This is a genomic window from Pseudomonas sp. NPDC087346 (genome assembly GCF_044744235.1).
Taxonomy (GTDB): Bacteria; Pseudomonadota; Gammaproteobacteria; order Pseudomonadales; family Pseudomonadaceae; genus Aquipseudomonas.
Map to the genome: position 1 here is coordinate 78,191 of NZ_JBIUXX010000012.1, position 16,806 is coordinate 94,996.

Consider the following 16,806-nt stretch of genomic DNA (forward strand, 5'->3'; position numbering starts at 1 on the left):
CAGCTCAGCCAAATCCACTTTGACCTGAATCAGAAACGGCGCGGCCTCCCTGGCCTGCAATGTCCGGTAACGACAAGTGAGAGCCGCCGGGAAACCCCGGGTTAAAGGCCCTGCATCATTTTGCGCACACCCGCCACATGCCGGCGGCTGACGATCAAAGCGTCGCCATTCAGACCTTTGAGAAACAGCTGGAAGTGTCCCAGAGGCGTGCGTTGCAGTCGCTCGATGCGTTCTCGGGCAACCAGTGCGTTGCGGTGAATACGCACGAAGCGCTCGCCGAATTCGTCTTCCAGCGCCTTGAGCGGCTCATCCAGCAGCACTTCGCCGCCTTCATGGCGCAAGGTCACGTATTTATGGTCGGCAATAAAATAGACCACCTGATCCAGCGGGATCAGCTCGATGCCTTTGCGGGTGCGGGCACTGATGTGGCTGCGTGGGCCGGTGCCGCTTTCGGCAGCCGGACGGGTCAGGGCCGAGAGCTGGGCCCGATTGGGACGTTCAGCCCGTTTCAGGGCGTCTTGCAGATGTTCGGTTCGCACAGGTTTCACCACATAGCCCACGGCGCTGGCCTGCAGGGCTTCCACGGCAAATTCATCGGGGCCGGTGCAAAACACCACGGCCGGTGGTGTTTCACGTTCGCACAGACGGGCAGCCACTTGCAGGCCATCCAGGCCAGGCATGCGGATATCGAGCAGCACGATATCCGGCTTGTGGCTGTCGATCAGCGCCAACGCCTCTTCGCCATTCGTGGCGCTGGGCTCCAGGACTGTGTAACCCTCGAGTTCGCTCACCATTCGGCTGAGGCGCTCGCGGGCCAGTGGTTCGTCATCAACGATCAGGACATTCATATTGCGCTGGATTCCTGCGTGAGTCTCGCACAAGGATAGCGTAGACAGGTGGAGTGACGTCCGTCACCGCGATCCACGCTAAGACTAGCCCGAGCGCCAAAAAGTGCCGTACGTCGGCCAGCAATATTTGCCAAAGCCCGGTTCGTACCGCTCAAAGCCCGCTGTTGTCTGCGCTTTTCACAAGGTTTGCCGATGGACAATACACCCACCCCTCTCTTCTTATAGTCGGCACCCAGCGCTTTGCGCGATCCCCGCTCGCGCCGACTCCTATGTCCAACTGTAGACGCTCGCCGGAGCGATATTGCTCAAACGAAAAATATCCTTGTGCAAAACGCCCCACGGGCCGCGCCGACTATGCATGAGCGAATGAGAAAAAAACGTATCGACCAGTGTCAGCGACAGGATTGGCAACCCTGTTATTATCCGCGCCAGCGTTTCACGCCTTTTTTCTTCAAGCCGATACGAGCGAATTCATGAGCACTGACAAGACCAATCAGTCCTGGGGCGGCCGCTTCAGTGAACCCGTCGACGCCTTCGTCGCCCGCTTCACCGCCACCGTCACTTTAGACCAGCGCCTCTATCGCCACGACATCATGGGCTCGATCGCGCACGCCACCATGCTGGCCAAGGTCGGCGTGCTGACCGATGCCGAGCGCGACAGCATCATCGAAGGCCTGAAGACCATTCAGGGCGAAATCGAGGCCGGCCAGTTCGACTGGCGCATTGACCTCGAAGACGTCCACATGAACATCGAAGCCCGCCTGACCGACCGCATCGGCGTCACCGGCAAAAAACTGCACACCGGCCGGAGCCGCAACGACCAGGTCGCTACCGACATCCGCCTGTGGCTGCGTGACGAGATCGACCTGATCCTCGCCGAGATCACCCGCCTGCAAAAAGGCCTGCTGGAGCAAGCCGAGCGTGAATCCGCGAGCATCATGCCCGGCTTCACCCACTTGCAGACCGCGCAGCCAGTGACGTTCGGTCACCACATGCTGGCCTGGTTCGAAATGCTCAGCCGCGACTACGAGCGTCTGGTCGACTGCCGCAAGCGCACCAACCGCATGCCGTTGGGCAGTGCTGCACTGGCCGGCACCACCTACCCGATCGATCGCGAATACACCGCGCAATTGCTGGGCTTCGACGCCGTCGGTGGCAACTCGCTGGACAACGTTTCCGATCGTGACTTCGCCATCGAGTTCTGCTCGGCTGCGAGCATCGCGATGATGCACTTGTCGCGTTTCTCCGAAGAGCTGGTGCTGTGGACCAGCGCGCAGTTCCAGTTCATCGATCTGCCGGATCGCTTCTGCACCGGCAGCTCGATCATGCCGCAAAAGAAAAATCCCGACGTGCCAGAGCTGGTGCGTGGCAAGACCGGCCGTGTGTTCGGTGCGCTGATGGGCCTGCTGACCCTGATGAAAGGCCAGCCTCTGGCCTACAACAAGGACAACCAGGAAGACAAAGAGCCGCTGTTCGACGCTGCCGACACCCTGCGCGACTCGCTGCGGGCATTTGCCGACATGATCCCGGCGATCAAGCCGAAACACGCGATCATGCGTGAAGCGGCGCTGCGCGGTTTCTCCACCGCCACCGACCTCGCCGACTATCTGGTACGCCGTGGCCTGCCATTCCGTGATTGCCACGAAATCGTTGGCCACGCGGTGAAGTACGGCGTGGACACCGGTAAGGATCTGGCGGAAATGAGCCTGGAAGAACTGCGCAAGTTCAGCGACCAGATCGAACAGGATGTGTTTGCCGTGCTGACCCTGGAAGGCTCGGTAAATGCCCGTGACCATATCGGCGGCACCGCGCCGGCGCAGGTCAAGAAGGCTGTAGTTCGCGGTCAGGCGCTGCTCGCCAGCCGCTAAAAGCATCGCCAGCAGGCTGGCTCCCACATTGGACTGAGTTCACAAATCCAATTGTGGGAGCCAGCCTGCTGGCGATAGCTCACTTCAGATCAGCAAAAACTCATTTCTTGGCAGCGATCATCGCCAAAAACGCCGGCATCGCCGCTTCTTTATCCGCCGCAATCTTCTGCACATGCGGATTGGATTCCAGACGCTGCAACAGCGCCTTGGCCTGTGGCATCTCCGCCAGAAAATCGATTCCAAACAGCTTCTGCCCGACCGCGCACGCCAGCGGCACGCTGTAGAGGAAGTACAAATCCGCCACGCTCAGACTGTCGCCCGCCACATACGGCGCGAATTTCCCGTGACGCCCCAGCGACGCAAACCCCAGCAGCAGTTCAGCCTTGGTCTTTTCCTTGATCGCCTCGGGAATGCTCACGCCAAAGAACGCTTCGCCATAACAGGCGCGGCCCGGCAGCTCGATGTACAGCTCGATTTCCTTGGCAATCGCCAACACTTGGGCGCGCTGGAACGGATCACTCGGCAGCAGCGGCGTACCTTTTTGAGTCTGCTCAAGGTATTCGAGGATCACCGCAGTTTCGTTGATGTACCCGCCCTCGACACCCAGCACCGGCACCTTGCCACGCGGGCTGATGACCAGTGATTCCGGGGTCTGCGTCGGGTAGAACGTGATCTCTTCGAATGGCAGAGCCTTTTCGAGCAGCGCCAGTTTGACCATGTTGTAGTAGTTGCTGACTGAGAATCCGTAGAGCTTGAGCATCACATAGCCTCCAGGCCGTGCGGGGTGGGCAGTGCCTGTTTATAGATCGCCGGATGGATTCCCGCCAGCAGCATCACGCCGCTGAATGCGGGTAAACTGGCGCCTTTCCTTGAGGAGCCTGCCATGAGCGAGCCAACTGATATCGATAACGACGAAGAAGAGTTCACCGAGTCGACTCTGATCGAAGCCATCGAAAACCAGATCGAAAGCAACAACCCGCCGGCCGCCAAAGCCACGCTCAACAAGCTGACCCTGGTGGGCGTTGAGCGCGAAGAGATCCTCAATCTGATGGCCCATGTGCTGGCCTACGAAATTGACGCGATGCTCGATGAAGACCGCGCGTTCGATACCGAATGGTATGAAACTGCGTTGCGCGCACTGCCCGAGCTGCCACCAGAAAAGTAGTAACCCCCGATCCTGTAGGAGTGAGCCTGCTCGCGATTGCGTTCTCTCAGTCAGAAAGATGCTGACCGACACTGCGCCATCGCGAGCAGGCTCACTCCTACAATGTTTGGTTACGTATCCATCCAGCTTGATCCAGGAACCTGACTACACTGGAACCCGCCCATGGGAAAATTCCCTGTCGCCAGCACTGGACACACCGCATCCGCAGGTTCACCTTAGGGGCGCTGTCGTCTAATTCCTAGAAAGTCTGGAGTCCTTATGTCGCTTACCCCTGAGTTGGTTGCCGAACTGGAAGTCCTTGCACTCTTTCCCCTGGACAGTTCCCAGGAAGGTTTGAAAATTCATCAGACCGCTGCCCTGAAACATATTGCTGCCGCGCAACGCCTCTTCGAAAAAGAACTGACCGACCAGCCCGATGGCGGTTACCTGACCAGCCTTGGTCGTGATGCCGCGCAAAATGTGCAAACCGTTCTGACCATTCTGAACGTCGAAGAAACCGCCTGAATCCCCGTTTATTGCCCACGGGAACCCCTTTCACGGGATTTCCGCGGGCCTGCCCGATGATCTGTCGTCGCCCGACGGTAGAAATCTGACGCCAAAAAACAAATTCAGCTTAAAAGTCCCGCCGCGCAGACGCTAAACTGCCTCACATTCCGAGACCTTCTACGTCCGAGCCCTGCGAGCCGGTTTGAGCTGACATGACGCGCACCCACGAAATTCGCCCCGATCTGGACGAGGGAATCGACCGCAAGGTTCTTAGCCAGCTACGCGCACGCTTTCTCAATCTCAATGAAGGTCGCCTGCTTCGCGCACTGGAAGGTTTATCAACCCGCCAGCAAGGCGTGCTCACGCTGCTGCCGCTGTTTTTCCACGTCAATCATCCGCTGCTGCCGGGCTACGTTTCGGGCAGCACGCCGGCCGGGCTGTCGAATTACGAACCGGACACCAACGCGCTCGCTGAAGCCCAGCGCCTGACTCGCTCGTTTTCTTACAAGCCGCGTCACGGCAGCAATCCGCCACGGCCAATTCAGGGTCTGTTCCTGATGGGCAGCCTCGGCACGCTGGCTCAGGCCGATCAGAGCGACATGGACGTGTGGGTCTGCCACGCGCCGGACCTGACTGAAAACGAACTCGCCGAACTGCGCAAGAAATGCCAGTTGCTCGAAGCCTGGGCTGCCACTCAGGGCGCCGAGGCGCACTTTTTTCTGATCGACCCGACGCGCTTCATCAAAGGCGAGCGCGACACGCAACTCAGTTCCGAGGATTGCGGCACCACCCAGCACTATCTGTTGCTGGACGAGTTCTACCGCACCGCGATCTGGCTAGCCGGGCGCACACCGATCTGGTGGCTGGTGCCGGTTTACGAAGAAAAAGCCTACGACCTGTACACCCACACTCTGCTGTCCAAGCGTTTCATTCGCGCCGACGAAACCCTCGACCTTGGCCATTTGGCGCAGATTCCGCCGGGGGAATTCATCGGTGCAGGGTTGTGGCAGCTGTTCAAAGGCATTGAGTCGCCCTACAAGTCAGTGCTCAAACTGCTGCTGACCGAGGTCTACGCCAGCGAGCACCCGAAGGTGCAGTGCCTGAGCCTGCGCTTCAAGCAGGCGGTGTTTGCCAACCAGCTCGATCTGGATGAGCTGGACCCGTACATGGTGGTTTACCGCCGCATCGAGGAATACCTCATCGCGCGCAACGAGCCGGAACGGCTTGAGCTGGTGCGCCGGGCGCTGTATCTCAAGGTCAATCGCAAGCTCACCGGCAACAGCCGCACCCAGAGCTGGCAACGCTCGTTGCTGGAGCGGCTGGCCCAGGAATGGCATTGGGATCAGCGACAACTGACGCTGCTCGACAGTCGCAGCCAGTGGAAAGTCCGCCAGGTCGCCGCTGAACGCCGCGCACTGGTCAATGAACTGAATTACAGCTACCGCTTCCTGACCCAGTTCGCCCGCACCGAACAGACCGTCAGCCTGATCAATAAGCGCGACCTTAATGTGCTGGGTCGTCGGCTGTACGCGGCGTTCGAGCGCAAGGCCGACAAGGTCGAATTCATCAACCCCGGAATCGCCCCGGACCTGGCCGAAGACACTCTGACGCTGGTGCAGTCGCGCAACAAAAAAGAGCCGGGGCAAACCCAATGGGGTCTGTACAACGGCAGCCTCACCGCCCATGAGTGGGAACATTTCGCTCCGATCAAACGCAGCCGAGAGTTGCTCGAACTGCTGACCTGGTGCCACCGCAACGGCGTGATCGACAGCAGCACCCGCCTGGCCTTGCACCCCGGCACCAGCGACATGAGCGAGTTCGAGCTGTTCAACCTGCTCGGCAGCCTGCAACAGAGCATCGCCCTGCCCTTGCCGACGGTCGATGAAGAGCCTTTGCTGCGCGCCGCCGTGCCGAGTGAAGTGCTGATTCTGGTCAACGTCGGGGTCGATCCACTCAAGCATCACCGCGACCTGAATATCCTGATGACCACCGAGCGCACTGACTCGCTGAGTTATGCCGGCGTGCGCGAAAACCTCGTGCTGACCCTGGATCAGGTCACGCTCAACAGCTGGAACGAAGTGCTGGTCAATCGCTTCGACGGGCCGCACGCCCTGCTCGACTGCCTGCGCGATTACCTCAACAACCTGCCGAGCGGACCGCTGCAACCAGCGTTGCGGGTACGTTGCTTCTGCCATAACCGTGCGCAGTTCATTGCCCGGCGTGTGGAAGAGATCGTCGATACCGCGCAGAACCTGCTGCTCAGCGGGCTCAATCATCGCTACCTGATTCAGGTGCAGCAGCACTATCACGTACTGGAATTGGTGCCGGGTCAGGTCAACCATGTGGCCCTCGCCACCCTGCCGGCGCTGCTCGATTACCTCGGCGAAGAACAGGCGCGCTACAGCCCGCTGCACCTCGACCCGATGGCACTGGAGGATCACGATCTGGCGTTGATCCTGCCGATGGGCCAGCCCGAATCCATTCAGGTGTTCTACCGGATTACCGAGCAACAGGCCGAGCTGTACGTGCTGGATGAGTTCAATGCGCTGTGGCAGCAACATTTGCCGTATCACGATGAACAAAGTCTGCTGGTGCCGTTGCAGCGATTTCTGCAATCGATCCTGTTCCGGCGTGAGGCGTTGCTGCCGATGGATGGCAGTCAGGCAGTCAACCTCGATACTTTGTATTACCAGTTATTGCCATCAGGCCCGGGACGGGCACGGCGGGTCGAAGCGCGGCCGGCGCCGCAGACTCCGGTCAACAAACCGTTCTACGACGTGCAGGCCATCGTCGGCAAAGCCGCACCGGGGGAAGTGCAGGTCACCCTGTATTGCAATCAACGGGAGTTCAACGAGCTGGAGCATGGAGACCAGCTATTCAGCGTGGTCGCCCGGGAGATCGTCGAGCAACGCCGGGAAACCGAGCGCTATCGCTGCTACATCACCGATCTGGACCTGTCGGGCCTGCTCGGTGATGGTCAGAGTTCAAGCAATCTGTATCTGCGTTACAAGGCCGACCTGGAGCGCGCCCTGAACGAGGCGCTCGAACAGGTCTGAGTCAGAGACTAAAATCGTCTGCAACTTTCGGCTGAGCTTCCACCTCCAGCAAGGTCAGCTTCAGGGTCTTGCCACCCGGTGCTGGCCAGTCAATGTGCTGACCAACTTTCAGGCCCAGCAGTGCGCTGCCGACCGGCGCCAGGATCGAGATCTTGCCTTCATCGGCGTTGGCATCCTTGGGATACACCAGCGTCAGGTGATAGTCCTTGCCACTGCCCTCTTCGCGGCAATGCACACGGGAGTTCATCGTCACGACATCGGCGGGCACTTCATCGTGACCGACCAGCGTATCGGCGCGGTCCAGTTCAGTTCAGTTTGCAGCGCGATTACGCCCGGCGAAGTCTGATCTTTCAGACTGTCGATCAAACGCTCCAGACGTTGCACGTCCAGACGGGTAAGGGTGATGGAAGGTGCGGTCATGATCCGGGCAGACTCCTTTCTTCTGCACAAAAAAAGCAAAACCCCGCCAAAAAAGGCGGGGTTTTCACCAGGCCTCGATGGGTTGAGGCGTGTTCGGACACTATCACAGCTCAAAAAATATACAAGCCACGCCCTTTTAAGCTGGACGAGAACCTCTGTGGCGAGGGGATTTATCCCCGTTGGGTCGCGTAGCGGCCCCAGGATCTTCAAGACTGCTACGCAGCCGAACGGGGATAAATCCCCTCGCCACAACATCCTTAAGCCAAAGATTTCCGCGTCGCCGCCTCGGTGCAGATCACTCGCCGCCGCTCATCATCCGCCGAGCGCCATTCGCGGATGTCCTCGACATGCCGGAAGCAGCCGAGACAAACCTTTTGCTCATCCAGCCGACACACGCCGCTGCACGGTGAAGGCACGGCCGGGCTGACGTTGCTGTAAAGCGGCTTCGGCGGACGAACGGGTGCAGGCTGAGTCACTGGATCACAGACCTTCGAAATCGAATTCGGCACCGGCCTGCTGCTTGACGATGCGCTCAAGCATCTCGCCCAGTTGCTCTTCGCTCTTGTCGCACATCCAGCGCTCGCTCTCTTCGTCGTAGTCGAAGTGGAAACCACCGGACACCGCCGCCAGCCACAGCTGACGCAACGGCTCCTGACGGCTGAAGATCAACTGCGAGCCGTTTTCGAACTTGACGGTCAACACACCGGCCGAGCTCTCCAGATCGATATCCAGATCACTTTCGTCAAAGATGTCTTCCAGTTTTTCCTGGGTTTCATCGACCAGATCGTGAAAACGCGCTTCGGACAAACTCATTGCGGCAACCTCAAAAAATGTCTGATCAGGCTCAAGCGCCGAAAGATACGGACGCGCCCCACTGATTGCAAAGGATAACGACCAGGGACCTGTTGGCAAGCCAACACCGAACCTTGTGGGAGTGAGCCTGCTCGCGATGGCGGTCTTTCATTCAACATCTAGGTAGCTGACTGGGCCTCATCGCGAGCAGGCTCACTCCTACAGGGTATTGCGCCGATCCGGATAGCTTGCGGCCAAGGCCCGCCGGACGGGAAGCCCGTCGCATAGGCAAGCTGCCGGGTGGCCGGTATACTCCGGCGCAATTAACGCATTTTCAAGGATTTCGCCATGAAGCGCCTGATCTCTTCCCTTGCTGCGCTCGTCGCGGTTGCCTGCCTCGTATCGGCCTGCGGTCAAAAAGGCCCGCTGTACCTGCCCGATGACAATCAGGACCCGGCCGAGCAAGCCAAATCGTCGCAACAACAACCTGCCTCCAAGGCGCATAAGCACGACGTTTACCAATAAGGGACCGCCATGGACGTTTTCAACTACCGTGGCGGGGAGCTGTTCGCGGAAGGTGTGGCGCTGTCCGCCATTGCCGACCGCTTCGGCACACCGACCTACGTTTACTCGCGTGCGCACATTGAAGCCCAGTATCTGGCTTACGCCGATGCATTGGCCGGCATGCCGCACCTGGTCTGCTTCGCGGTCAAAGCCAACTCCAACCTCGGTGTGTTGAATGTCCTGGCCCGTCTCGGCGCCGGTTTCGACATCGTCTCCCGTGGCGAGCTGGAACGTGTACTCGCCGCTGGCGGCAGTGCCGACAAGATCGTGTTCTCCGGTGTCGGCAAGACCCGTGACGACATGCGTCGCGCCCTGGAAGTCGGCGTGCATTGCTTCAACGTCGAGTCCACCGAAGAGCTTGAGCGTCTGCAAGTAGTCGCCGCCGAACTGGGCGTTCGCGCTCCGGTCTCGCTGCGCGTCAACCCGGACGTCGATGCCGGCACCCACCCGTACATTTCCACCGGTCTCAAAGAGAACAAGTTCGGCATCGCCATTGCCGACGCCGAGGATGTCTACGTGCGTGCCGCGCACTTGCCGAACCTGGAAGTGATCGGCGTTGACTGCCACATCGGTTCGCAACTGACTACTTTGGCACCGTTCCTCGATGCCCTCGACCGCTTGCTTGATCTGGTTGATCGCCTCGGCGATTGCGGCATCCACCTGCGCCACATCGATCTCGGTGGTGGTTTGGGCGTGCGTTATCGCGTTGAAGAGCCGCCACTGGCTGCCGACTACATCAAAGCCGTGCGCGAACGTCTCGACGGTCGTGATCTGGCGCTGGTGTTCGAGCCGGGCCGCTTCATCGTCGCCAACGCCGGCGTGCTGCTGACCCAGGTCGAATACCTCAAGCACACCGAACACAAAGACTTCGCCATCGTCGATGCGGCAATGAACGACCTGATCCGCCCGGCGCTTTATCAAGCCTGGATGGACGTCTCGGCCGTGCGCCCGCGCGAATCCGCCGCACGCACCTACGACATCGTCGGCCCGATCTGCGAAACCGGTGATTTCCTCGCCAAGGATCGTGAACTGGCGCTGGAAGAAGGCGACCTGCTGGCCGTGCATTCGGCCGGTGCCTATGGTTTTGTCATGAGTTCCAACTACAACACCCGCGGCCGCGCCGCCGAGGTGCTGGTGGATGGTGATCAAGTATTCGAAGTGCGCCGCCGCGAAACCGTGGCCGAGCTGTTTGCCGGCGAAAGCCTGCTGCCGGAGTAAACCATGCTGCTGCGTTTTACCAAAATGCACGGCCTGGGCAATGACTTCATGGTTCTCGACCTGGTCAGCCAGCACGCGCATATTCAGCCTAAACACGCCAAGCAATGGGGTGATCGGCACACCGGCATCGGCTTCGATCAGCTACTGATCGTCGAAGCGCCGAGCAACCCGGACGTGGACTTCCGTTATCGGATCTTCAATTCCGACGGTTCCGAAGTTGAGCAGTGCGGCAACGGTGCGCGCTGCTTTGCCCGCTTCGTGCTGGACAAGCGTCTGACCGCCAAGCGCCAGATCCGTGTCGAGACCAAGAGCGGCATCATCGAACTGGACGTACGAAATGACGGCCAGATCGGCGTGAACATGGGCGCCCCGCGTCTGGTGCCGGCGGATATTCCGTTCGAAGCGCCGGCGCAGGCCACCAGCTATCAGCTTGAAGTCGACGGTACAACCGTCGAACTGGCCGCCGTGTCGATGGGCAACCCCCACGCCGTGCTGCGAGTGCAGGACATCAATAACGCACCGGTGCATGAACTGGGGCCGAAAATCGAACACCATCCGCGCTTCCCGGCGCGGGTCAATGTCGGTTTTATCCAGGTCATTGACCGGAACCGCGCGCAACTGCGCGTCTGGGAGCGCGGTGCCGGGGAAACCCAGGCCTGCGGCACCGGCGCCTGTGCAGCGGCTGTAGCTGCGATCAGTCAGGGGTGGATGGATTCGCCACTGTTGATCGACCTGCCCGGCGGGCGTCTGTCGATTGAATGGGCAGGCCCTGGCCACCCGGTATTGATGACCGGCCCGGCAGTGCGCGTATACGAAGGACAAGTGCGTCTTTGAGTGAGCAGAAACCATGACCGATAAGCCTCAGGTACCCGCCCGACAGTCCGACGAATCAGCGTCCGAGAGCCTGGAGGCGGCAGCGGTTGCCGCATACCTGGAGGCTCATCCGGACTTCTTCGTCGAGCATGAAGAACTGCTGCCGGCAATGCGCATTCCGCACCAGCGCGGTGACACCGTGTCGCTGGTCGAACGCCAGATGACCATCCTGCGCGACCGCAACATCGAGATGCGCCATCGCCTCTCGCAGTTGATGGACGTCGCCCGCGACAACGACCGACTCTTCGACAAGACCCGTCGCCTGATTCTCGCCCTGATGGACGCCGCCAGTCTCGAAGACGTGGTGATCAGCGTCGAAGACAGCCTGCGCCAGGATTTTCAGGTGCCCTTCGTGAGCCTGATCCTGCTCGGCGACAACCCTGCACCGGTTGGCCGCTGGGTGACTCACGCCGACGCTCAAGTCGCTATCGGCGGTTTGCTCACTGAAGGTAAAAGCGTCAGTGGCAGTTTGCGTGAGCATGAACTGGACTTCCTGTTCGGCGAAGAACAGCGCAAGCAGATCGGCTCCACCGCCGTCGTTGCCGTCAGCCATCAAGGCATCCACGGCATTCTGGCGATCGCCAGCCGTGATCCGCAGCACTACAAGAGTTCGGTCGGCACGCTGTTCTTGAGCTACATCGCCGAAGTCATGGGCCGCGTGCTGCCACGGGTCAACAGCTCCCTGCGTTCGGTACGCTGAACATGGAACGACAACTGGACGCTTACTGCGAACACCTGCGCAGTGAGCGACAGGTGTCGCCGCACACCCTGTCGGCCTACCGCCGCGACCTCGATAAAGTCCTCGGCTGGTGCATCAAACAGAACGTCGGCAGCTGGGCCGCGCTGGATATCCAGCGCCTGCGCAGCCTGATCGCTCGCCTGCATGCACAAGGCCAGTCCTCGCGTAGCCTTGCGCGGTTGCTGTCGGCGGTGCGCGGGCTCTATCACTATCTGAATCGCGAAGGCCTTTGCGATCACGACCCGGCCACGGGTCTGGCGCCGCCGAAGGGCGAACGACGCCTGCCGAAAACCCTCGACACTGACCGCGCGTTGCAACTGCTTGAAGGCGCGGTCGAGGACGACTTTCTGGCTCGTCGTGATCAGGCGATTCTGGAGCTGTTCTATTCCTCGGGCCTTCGCCTGTCGGAACTGACCGGGCTTAATCTCGATCAGCTCGACCTCGCTGACGGCATGGTTCAGGTGCTCGGCAAGGGCAGCAAGACGCGTCTGCTGCCGGTCGGCAAAAAGGCTCGTGAAGCGCTCGAACTATGGCTGCCATTACGGGCGATGACCAACCCGGCCGATGACGCAGTGTTTGTCAGCCAGCAAGGCCGACGTCTGGGCCCACGGGCGATTCAGGTGCGGGTCAAACTGGCCGGCGAGCGTGAGCTGGGGCAAAACCTGCACCCGCACATGTTGCGGCATTCCTTTGCCAGCCACTTGCTGGAGTCCTCGCAGGACTTGCGTGCCGTGCAGGAACTGCTCGGCCACTCGGACATCAAGACCACCCAGATCTACACCCACCTGGACTTCCAGCACCTGGCGGCGGTCTACGACAGCGCCCACCCACGGGCCAAACGCATGAAAGGCGACGATTCATGAGCATCCAGTTGATCACCTTCGACCTCGACGACACCCTGTGGGATACAGCCCCGGTGATCGTCAGCGCCGAAGCCGTATTGCGCGAATGGCTGACCGAACATGCGCCGAACCTGGGCGCGGTGCCAGTTGAACATCTGTGGGCAATCCGCGAGCGGGTGCTGGCCAATGAGCCGGGCTTGAAACACCGCATCAGCGCGCTGCGTCGACGCGTGTTGTTCCATGCTCTGGAAGACGCCGGTTATGGGCATGGCGAGGCGTCGGATCTGGCTGACCAGAGTTTTGAAGTGTTCCTGCATGCGCGGCATCAGATCACGGTGTTCCCCGAGGTCGAGCCGACGCTGGAAATCCTCGCCAACCATTACGCCCTCGGTGTGGTAACCAACGGCAATGCCGATGTGAGCCGGCTGGGTCTTGCGGATTACTTCAAGTTTGCGCTGTGCGCTGAAGACATCGGCATCGCCAAGCCGGATGCTCGACTGTTCCATGAAGCCTTGCAGCGTGGCGGCGTGAGTGCCGAGGCGGCGGTGCACATTGGCGATCATCCGGGAGATGACATTGCCGGCGCACAACAGGCGGGACTGCGAGCGATCTGGTTCAACCCGGCCGGCAAAGCCTGGGAAGCCGAACGCTTGCCGGATGCGGAAATCCGCAGACTGACCGACCTGCCAGCCGTGCTCGCGCGCTGGAATGCCCAGCACTGACCCCGAATTTGCATCACCCCCTGTGGGAGCTGGCTTGCCAGCGATGAGGCCAGCACATTCAACATCAATGTTGTCTGACAGGCAGTCATCGCTGGCAAGCCAGCTCCCACAGGGTCTGTATAGTCTTCAAATTTTCACTTCGCCCATGAAAAAGCCCGCAGCGACGGCGGGCTTTTTCAGCAAGCAAACAGCGACCGTCAGATAGGACGGCTACCGTACTTGTTGTCCGGCTTCTTGGGCGGATCGGCGACCACATTGGCCTCCACTTCCTGCACCTTTCCGCCGCGCGACAGGAACTCTTCCATGGCCTTGGCCAGGGCATCGCGCTCCTTGTTCTTGGCTTCGATGCTTGGCAACTCATCGACCGACACAGCAGCCTTGGCTTTGCCTTTGGCAGCCGGGGCCGGCGTATCGTCACCGCCATCATCGTCGGCAGCGTCTTCCGCTGCCGCTTCCAGGCCTTCTTCGGCCTCGTCTTCGTCGCCTACTTCGAGGTCGTCGTTTTCCAGATCATCGTCGCTCATGTTCTACCTCATGACTTGCGAAAAGCAGATTAGTTATAGACCAGCTTTAGCGACTGTCGAAAGTCGCCGTAAAAAAAACGGTAGTCGCTGCTGACCAGCGGCTATGCCTCTTCACCGTGCAAGGTGGCGAGGACTTTACGTGCACCGCCAAAATCACGGTGCTCGCCCAGATAAACGCCTTGCCAGGTTCCCAGTGCCAACCGGCCTGCCGAAATCGGCAGACTGATCTGACAGCCAAGCACGCTGGCCTTGAAGTGCGCCGGGAGGTCGTCCAGGCCTTCGTCGTTATGCTCATAGCCGTCTGTTCCTTGTGGGATCAGACGATTGAAAAATCGTTCGAAGTCGCGACGGACCGCCGGATCGGCGTTCTCGTTGATGGTCAACGACGCCGAGGTATGCTGCAGCCACAGATGCAACAGACCGACCCGACAAGCCTTGAGTTCAGGCAGGCCGGCGAGTAACTCGTCCGTTACCAGATGAAAGCCCCGGGGCCGTGCCCGCAGGGTTATCAGAGTCTGTTGCCACATACAGTTCTCCGCACGTTCGGGGCGCATTCTAGCGCGCTCAGGAAAAAAACAAAGGCCCTAATATTCCTGCTTTGATGTAAGCCTTTGGCCGCAGAAAAATGCTTGTCGTAAACACGACCAAAGCCGTACGAAAAATCCTTTCAGCCTTCTCTTGAATGACAAATCGCAGGCAAAAAAATGCCCGGCGAACCGGGCAATTTTTTACGCGAACTTACAAGTTGTAGCCGCGTTCGTTGTGTAGTGCCAGATCCAGGCCGACCGCTTCTTCTTCCTCGGTGGCACGCAGACCCATGACCACGTCCAGTACCTTGAGGATGATGAAAGTGACGATCGCGGTGTAGATCACCGTGAAGCCCACGCCTTTGCACTGAATCCACACTTGCGAAGCGATGTCGGTCACGGTGCCGAAACCACCCAGAGCCGGTGCTGCAAACACACCGGTCAGGATCGCGCCGAGAATACCGCCGATACCGTGCACACCGAAGGCGTCCAGGGAATCGTCATAGCCTAGTTTGCGTTTCAGGGTAGTCGCGCAGAAGAAGCACACTACGCCTGCCGCCAGACCGATGATCAGCGAACCCATCGGGCCCACGGTACCAGCGGCCGGAGTGATCGCCACCAGACCTGCAACCACACCCGAGGCGATGCCCAGTGCGCTTGGTTTGCCGTGGGTGATCCACTCGGCGAACATCCAGCCCAGTGCTGCGGCGGCGGTTGCGATCTGAGTCACCAGCATCGCCATGCCGGCAGTGCCGTTGGCAGCAGCAGCGGAACCGGCGTTGAAGCCGAACCAGCCGACCCACAGCATCGCGGCGCCCATCAGGGTGTAGCCGAGGTTATGCGGAGCCATTGGAGTGGTCGGGAAACCTTTGCGCTTGCCGAGTACCAGGCAAGCCACCAGACCTGCGACACCGGCGTTGATGTGCACAACGGTGCCGCCGGCGAAGTCGAGCACGCCCCAGTCACCCAGCAGCGAACCCGGACCGCTCCAGACCATGTGCGCAATCGGTGCGTAAACCAGAGTGAACCAGACGCCCATGAACACCAGCATTGCGGAGAACTTCATCCGCTCGGCGAACGCACCGACGATCAGCGCCGGGGTGATGATCGCGAAGGTCATCTGATAGGTGACGAACACTGCTTCAGGGAACAGCGCGGTCGGGCCAGTGATGCTCGCAGGGGTTATGCCGGCGAGGAACGCCTTGCCGAAACCGCCGACGAAGGAGTTGAAGTTGACGACGTTGGCTTCCATCCCGGTGGTGTCGAACGCCATGCTGTAGCCATAAAGGAACCACAGGATGGTGACCAGGCCGGTAATGGCGAAGCACTGCATCATCACGGAAAGAATGTTTTTGGAGCGAACCATGCCGCCGTAAAACAGCGCCAGACCCGGAATGGTCATGAACAGCACGAGGGCGGTGGAGGTCAGCATCCAGGCGGTATCGCCGGAATTGAGGACTGGAGGCGCCACCGGATCTGCCGCCATAGCCAGGCCGGGCATTACGATGGACAACAGGGCGCCTAGCCCTGCGAATTTACGCAGAGTCATATTGTTTTCTCCTGGGGCGTTGGGTTTGTGGCGGCTTAGATTGCGTCGGTATCGGTTTCGCCGGTACGGATGCGAATCGCCTGTTCCAGATTGACCACGAAGATCTTGCCGTCACCGATCTTGCCGGTGTTGGCAGCCTTGGTTATCGCCTCGATAACCCGATCCAGATCCTTGTCGTCGATTGCAACGTCGATTTTCACCTTGGGCAGAAAATCGACCACGTATTCCGCGCCGCGATACAGCTCGGTGTGACCCTTCTGCCGGCCGAAGCCTTTGACTTCAGTAACGGTAATGCCCTGCACGCCGATTTCGGACAGCGACTCGCGCACGTCGTCCAACTTGAACGGCTTGATGATGGCAGTGACTAGCTTCATGAAACTCTCTCCCGAATTGGTGGACTTGCCCCAGGAAAACAAACCCGACTCAAGTCTAAGCGCAGTGCCTGGCTTTGTAACGCATCGTCGGCCTTACCTGCCCGACTGACGCCAGCTAACCGCTCCTGACGAAACTCCCCGTCCCGTCCGGCGCACTGCATTCGTCACAGCGACTGCATCAGTGCATGGGTCACTACCGACTAAGCAGAAAGCTTGCCATGTCGCCAAAAACCACTGAT

The 16,806-nt window shown here is 59.9% G+C and carries 18 protein-coding genes and 1 pseudogene; 10 read left to right on the top strand and 9 right to left on the bottom strand.

Translation table 11 applies throughout. From position 1 onward, the window contains the following. Positions 1-101: 101 nt before the first annotated feature. Positions 102-848 (bottom strand): LytR/AlgR family response regulator transcription factor, encoded by a 747-nt coding sequence (locus ACIOZM_RS10295; RefSeq protein WP_401212882.1) that lies wholly within the window; start codon positions 846-848, stop codon positions 102-104. A 473-nt stretch (positions 849-1,321) separates the two neighbouring features. On the opposite strand from ACIOZM_RS10295, the gene argH reads away from it, so the two are divergent. Further along, complete coding sequence (gene argH, locus ACIOZM_RS10300; RefSeq protein ID WP_401212884.1) at positions 1,322-2,716, top strand: argininosuccinate lyase; 1,395 nt, start codon at positions 1,322-1,324, stop codon at positions 2,714-2,716. Positions 2,717-2,816: 100 nt separating this feature from the next. On the opposite strand, the gene ACIOZM_RS10305 is transcribed toward argH, so the two are convergent. Continuing rightward, positions 2,817-3,476: a glutathione S-transferase gene (locus ACIOZM_RS10305; protein ID WP_401212886.1), complete on the bottom strand. Its 660-nt coding sequence runs from the start codon at positions 3,474-3,476 to the stop codon at positions 2,817-2,819. Between the two features lie 123 nt (positions 3,477-3,599). Between ACIOZM_RS10305 and ACIOZM_RS10310 the strand changes: the two genes are divergently transcribed. The 3 genes from ACIOZM_RS10310 to ACIOZM_RS10320 all read left to right on the top strand — a co-directional run bounded on the left by ACIOZM_RS10310 (position 3,600) and on the right by ACIOZM_RS10320 (position 7,423). Continuing rightward, the gene (locus ACIOZM_RS10310; RefSeq protein ID WP_401212889.1) at positions 3,600-3,881 is read left to right on the top strand and encodes a hypothetical protein; all 282 of its coding nucleotides are present in this window, start codon (positions 3,600-3,602) and stop codon (positions 3,879-3,881) included. 258 nt (positions 3,882-4,139) lie between these two features. Continuing rightward, positions 4,140-4,385, top strand: coding sequence for a TIGR02647 family protein (locus ACIOZM_RS10315; protein ID WP_401212891.1), 246 nt, complete (start codon positions 4,140-4,142; stop codon positions 4,383-4,385). Positions 4,386-4,579: 194 nt separating this feature from the next. Continuing rightward, positions 4,580-7,423: a class I adenylate cyclase gene (locus ACIOZM_RS10320; protein ID WP_401212893.1), complete on the top strand. Its 2,844-nt coding sequence runs from the start codon at positions 4,580-4,582 to the stop codon at positions 7,421-7,423. Position 7,424: 1 nt separating this feature from the next. On the opposite strand, the pseudogene rnk reads toward ACIOZM_RS10320, so the two are convergent. The 3 genes and pseudogenes from rnk to cyaY form a co-directional block, all read right to left on the bottom strand. Further along, positions 7,425-7,843, bottom strand: a pseudogene (gene rnk / locus ACIOZM_RS10325) (nucleoside diphosphate kinase regulator). 257 nt (positions 7,844-8,100) lie between these two features. After that, the gene (locus tag ACIOZM_RS10330; RefSeq protein ID WP_401212895.1) at positions 8,101-8,319 is read right to left on the bottom strand and encodes a DUF1289 domain-containing protein; all 219 of its coding nucleotides are present in this window, start codon (positions 8,317-8,319) and stop codon (positions 8,101-8,103) included. A 4-nt stretch (positions 8,320-8,323) separates the two neighbouring features. Next, the gene (gene cyaY, locus ACIOZM_RS10335; protein WP_077575013.1) at positions 8,324-8,656 is read right to left on the bottom strand and encodes an iron donor protein CyaY; all 333 of its coding nucleotides are present in this window, start codon (positions 8,654-8,656) and stop codon (positions 8,324-8,326) included. A 327-nt stretch (positions 8,657-8,983) separates the two neighbouring features. Between cyaY and ACIOZM_RS10340 the strand changes: the two genes are divergently transcribed. The 6 genes from ACIOZM_RS10340 to ACIOZM_RS10365 are packed head-to-tail and all read left to right on the top strand — an operon-like array spanning position 8,984 to position 13,593. Then, positions 8,984-9,160 (top strand): lipoprotein, encoded by a 177-nt coding sequence (locus tag ACIOZM_RS10340; protein ID WP_401212897.1) that lies wholly within the window; start codon positions 8,984-8,986, stop codon positions 9,158-9,160. Positions 9,161-9,169: 9 nt separating this feature from the next. Next, a complete protein-coding gene (gene lysA, locus ACIOZM_RS10345; RefSeq protein ID WP_401212900.1) occupies positions 9,170-10,417 on the top strand; it encodes a diaminopimelate decarboxylase in 1,248 nt (415 codons plus the stop codon). A gap of 3 nt (positions 10,418-10,420) precedes the next feature. Further along, the gene (dapF, locus tag ACIOZM_RS10350) at positions 10,421-11,251 is read left to right on the top strand and encodes a diaminopimelate epimerase (protein ID WP_401212903.1); all 831 of its coding nucleotides are present in this window, start codon (positions 10,421-10,423) and stop codon (positions 11,249-11,251) included. 13 nt (positions 11,252-11,264) lie between these two features. Beyond that, the gene (locus ACIOZM_RS10355) at positions 11,265-11,990 is read left to right on the top strand and encodes a DUF484 family protein (RefSeq protein WP_401212906.1); all 726 of its coding nucleotides are present in this window, start codon (positions 11,265-11,267) and stop codon (positions 11,988-11,990) included. 2 nt (positions 11,991-11,992) lie between these two features. Further along, entirely contained in the window at positions 11,993-12,892 is a 900-nt protein-coding gene (gene xerC, locus ACIOZM_RS10360) for a tyrosine recombinase XerC (RefSeq protein WP_401212909.1), read from the top strand. Beyond that, the gene (locus ACIOZM_RS10365; protein ID WP_401212912.1) at positions 12,889-13,593 is read left to right on the top strand and encodes an HAD family hydrolase; all 705 of its coding nucleotides are present in this window, start codon (positions 12,889-12,891) and stop codon (positions 13,591-13,593) included. Before xerC ends, ACIOZM_RS10365 begins: the two co-directional genes overlap by 4 nt. 197 nt (positions 13,594-13,790) lie before the next feature. On the opposite strand, the gene sutA is transcribed toward ACIOZM_RS10365, so the two are convergent. The 4 genes from sutA to glnK all read right to left on the bottom strand — a co-directional run bounded on the left by sutA (position 13,791) and on the right by glnK (position 16,567). Beyond that, on the bottom strand, positions 13,791-14,117 hold the full coding sequence (gene sutA, locus ACIOZM_RS10370; protein ID WP_401212914.1) for a transcriptional regulator SutA: 327 nt from the start codon (positions 14,115-14,117) through the stop codon (positions 13,791-13,793). A gap of 101 nt (positions 14,118-14,218) precedes the next feature. Further along, positions 14,219-14,644, bottom strand: a complete 426-nt coding sequence (locus tag ACIOZM_RS10375) for a secondary thiamine-phosphate synthase enzyme YjbQ (RefSeq protein ID WP_110965502.1) — start codon at positions 14,642-14,644, stop codon at positions 14,219-14,221. Between the two features lie 211 nt (positions 14,645-14,855). Beyond that, positions 14,856-16,193, bottom strand: a complete 1,338-nt coding sequence (locus ACIOZM_RS10380; protein WP_201148219.1) for an ammonium transporter — start codon at positions 16,191-16,193, stop codon at positions 14,856-14,858. A gap of 35 nt (positions 16,194-16,228) precedes the next feature. Beyond that, on the bottom strand, positions 16,229-16,567 hold the full coding sequence (gene glnK / locus ACIOZM_RS10385) for a P-II family nitrogen regulator (protein ID WP_002555808.1): 339 nt from the start codon (positions 16,565-16,567) through the stop codon (positions 16,229-16,231). Between the last annotated feature and the right edge of the window lie 239 nt (positions 16,568-16,806).